The organism is Arthrobacter sp. Y3223164 (genome assembly GCF_059091005.1).
Window position 1 is genome coordinate 1 of sequence record NZ_JBNHGF010000316.1, and the last position, 3,214, is coordinate 3,214.

At 67.0% G+C, this 3,214-nt stretch carries 6 protein-coding genes; 4 read left to right on the forward strand and 2 right to left on the reverse strand.

Annotated elements, in window-relative coordinates; translation table 11 throughout:
* Together AC5RUJ_RS13200 and AC5RUJ_RS13205 are read right to left on the reverse strand one after the other, a co-directional pair.
* Nucleotides 1-421, reverse strand: a 421-nt coding sequence (locus AC5RUJ_RS13200) for an EsaB/YukD family protein (RefSeq protein ID WP_494155980.1), incomplete at its 3' end; no start/stop codon positions are given.
* A gap of 2 nt (nt 422-423) precedes the next feature.
* Nucleotides 424-744, reverse strand: a complete 321-nt coding sequence (locus tag AC5RUJ_RS13205) for a hypothetical protein (protein WP_494129054.1) — start codon at nt 742-744, stop codon at nt 424-426.
* A gap of 261 nt (nt 745-1,005) precedes the next feature.
* Between AC5RUJ_RS13205 and AC5RUJ_RS13210 the strand changes: the two genes are divergently transcribed.
* From AC5RUJ_RS13210 to AC5RUJ_RS13225, 4 genes are all read left to right on the forward strand, one after another.
* On the forward strand, nt 1,006-1,353 hold the full coding sequence (locus AC5RUJ_RS13210; protein ID WP_493939538.1) for a hypothetical protein: 348 nt from the start codon (nt 1,006-1,008) through the stop codon (nt 1,351-1,353).
* 96 nt (nt 1,354-1,449) lie between these two features.
* Nucleotides 1,450-1,755 (forward strand): hypothetical protein, encoded by a 306-nt coding sequence (locus AC5RUJ_RS13215; RefSeq protein WP_493939539.1) that lies wholly within the window; start codon nt 1,450-1,452, stop codon nt 1,753-1,755.
* A 58-nt stretch (nt 1,756-1,813) separates the two neighbouring features.
* Nucleotides 1,814-2,191 (forward strand): DUF6507 family protein, encoded by a 378-nt coding sequence (locus AC5RUJ_RS13220; protein ID WP_494129053.1) that lies wholly within the window; start codon nt 1,814-1,816, stop codon nt 2,189-2,191.
* Nucleotides 2,192-2,250: 59 nt separating this feature from the next.
* Nucleotides 2,251-3,214, forward strand: a 964-nt coding sequence (locus AC5RUJ_RS13225; RefSeq protein WP_494155981.1) for a hypothetical protein, incomplete at its 3' end; no start/stop codon positions are given.

Genomic DNA, 3,214 nt, shown 5'->3' on the forward strand with positions numbered 1-3,214 from the left:
CCATGGCGGTGGCGGCGCCCTCGAGCAGCAGGTGCACGCCCAGGTACAGTCCGACGGCGGCGAAGACGGCGCCCGTCCCGCGGCGGACCCGCTCGGTCCAGCGGCCGCCGATGTCCTCGGTCTGTTCCACCACGGCGTCGGTGATGTCGTACACCACCGGTGCAGGCGGGGCCTCGGAGACATTCACCAGCCGGAGCATGGCGCCGTCGGCAATGCCCGCGTCGGTCAGCGACGCGTCCTCGCGGACCGGATCGCCGGCGGGGGTGATCAGCGTTTTCACGGCGACGGCGGCGGCCGGCTGGTCATCGAGCAGGTCCAGGACCTGCGGCAGCAGCAGGCCGACGGGCGTTTGCGACGGGAGCAGGACGTCCACATGGCGCTGCGGCCCGGCCACGGTCACGCGGGTAAAGGTTTCGGCCATGCTCAAGCGGCTCCTCGGTGGGGGACGGGCGGCAGGCGGGCGCCGTCGTCGTCCGCCGGATGGCCGCCGAGGTGGAGGACGACGGCGGACTGCGTCCGCTGCTGCCGTTCCTGCCGCAGGTCTTCCAGCAGGTTGGTCACGAACGAATAGCCCACGCAGACGGCTGCGATGACAGCCGCCATGGCGATGCTGAAGAAGAAGGTGCGCACGCTGGACTTCCAGCGCCGCTGGAGCGGGTTCGCGCCGTACAGCAGCGCCGTGGTCAGCCGGGCACGCCGGACAGCCACTGACTCAATGAGCTGGTTGTCGTAATCGTGAGCCACATCTCTCCTCCCAAGCGGTGCGTCGCCTACCGAGCTTATCGCTCCAAACGATGGATAAATTCCCGCGTGTCCCGCTCAGGATGGGGAGATGTACCCATTAACGTCGATTGACGCGGTGCGAGCCAGCGCGTTCTATGGTAAAGGCGGGGAACCGCTCGAAGACAACCGGCCGGGCGGCAACCCGGCGCACCGCGGACGCAGCAGGCGTCCGCCGGCGGAAGCGGCAGCTACAGCCCCGTGACGGGGCACGGAGGTGGAGCAATGAGCGGCAACCAGTTCATCAAGATGGAAAAGAGCGCGTTTGTCGACGCCGGGAAGGCCAGCGCGGCGGCCGATACCGAACTCCAGGCGCTGATGAAGGAGCTTGAGGCAGTTCCCGAGCCCATGCGCGGCAACACCGCCGGCGACTTTTGGGAGAAGTTCAAGGGCATCATGGGCCGGGCGAACATGGTGGCGTCCGGGCTGCAGAAATCGCTGGTTTCCATTCAGCAGGGCCAGTCCGAGGTCAACACCACCATGCAGTTGGGCGAGCAGCAGCAGGCCGACGACGCCGATGCCACCGAGGGCAAGGCGGCCTGGGACGACGCCGTCTTCCGCAACCGCGGCTAGCCTGCACCGGAAGCAGGCAGGCTCCCGCCCCTCAAGCGGCAATGACCCACAGACGATCTTTTTCCGGCCGAGGCCGGGCATGAGGAAGGAAACATTATGGCAGACCAGAATTCATTCGCCTTCTCCGACGGCGGAGCATCGCAGGCCCAGGACAACCTGGACCGGGTGAAGAAGAAGCTTAACGCGCTGGTGGAAACCCGCAAGAAAGACGCCGCGGACCTGCAGGCCAAGTTCCAGGCCACCGACATCGCAGAGCAGTACGACCGGGTGGAGCAGGCCTGGGCAGACGCGGGCTTCGCGTTCGCGGGCATCATGGCGGACGTGCACAAGCTGCTGGAGGATGCCAAGAGCACCGCCGGCAACACCATCAAGACGGCCGGCGCGAAGATCGCCAACATCTAGACCGGCAGCATCCAGATCGCACCAGTCCGCCAAGGTCCGGCACGAAAGGCAAACAGCAGTGGCACTCGACGGCTGGGACATCGAACCCACCAAAGTCCAAACAATCGTCACCACCGCCAGCGGGCGGGCCGACAGCTTTGAGAAGGATTTCCCGGCCCTGGGTACCGCCGTCAGCGATATCGTCGCTGCCGCCAAGTCCGGCCCGGTGATGGACGCGCTCAACGGCTGGGCGGAGAAGACCGTCCAACCGGGCCTGAACAGTGTTGCCGGACGGCTGCAGACCACCTTCCAGGGCACCATGGACGCGGTGAATTCCTACGTCATGGGGGACGCGCAGATGGCGTCGGATGCCCAAAACCTGATCGGGACGCTGCCCGAGGAGGGAGACGCCTCGCGGCCGCACCGGCCGCACGGACCCTCTCCGCTGGCGCTCTGATCGACCGGTCCCGCCACTTTCACAAACATCAAGTCTCACGCACCGAATAAGGGGAAGCAATGACGGCCTGGGATCCCTACGCCGAGGAATACCCGCAGCGGCCCGACGCGGAACTGCTGCGCACCCACGCCAAGGCGCTGGACGACAAGGCCGAAGACATTGACGACGCCGTCGAACTGATCGAGAGCGACTGGAGCGGGCTGGAAGCGGTCTATAAGTCACCGGAGGCCCCGCAGGTCTACGTCGCGGTCAAACCGATCAGGACCACCACCGAGGACCTCAAGTCCGACACCGCGGCCATCAAGTCGGCCATCGAGGCGTTCGCCGACTGGGCGGACACCTTCACAGCGCGCTACGACGCGCTGCTGGCCCGCTGGCACGGCGTGCGGGCGCAGATCGCCAACGAAGGCAGCGATTGGCGCAAGGACGAGGACCTGGTTAACGACGACAACCGGATCCTCAGGGACGCCAATGCGCTGGCGGCCGAGCACATGGCGGCCGAGCGAACCTGCGCCAACGCGATTGCCGCGCTCTACGGCGGCATCACCCTGGTCGAAACCACGCAGGACGGCCCCGGCACCGGCCAGCAGGCCTACGGCTACTCGGCAGAACAGCTTGATTCGGCGACCGGCGAGGGGCACATTCCCTGGGGCAAGCCGACGGAGTGGGACAAGCCGTGGTACGCGGACGCCTGGGACGGCATGGTGTCCTTCGGCAAGGGCGTCTGGAGCGGGATCACCGGCACGGTGACCGGCCTGTGGAACATGGTCAACTTCACCGACGGCGAGACCTTCGCCGCCACCTGGAAGGGCATCGGCCAGATCGCCCTGAACGTGGCCATCGTCTCCAGCCCGATCTCCGCGCTCGTGGCCGAGTCGATCGGCGGCCCGGGCACGGTCAAAAAGGCAGGCGAGGAACTGCTGGCCGTCGGCAAGGCGGCCATCCACTGGGACGACTGGCAGCGCGACCCGGCCTACGCCGCCGGCGCGACGGCGTTCGATCTCTCCGCCATCCTCCTGACCG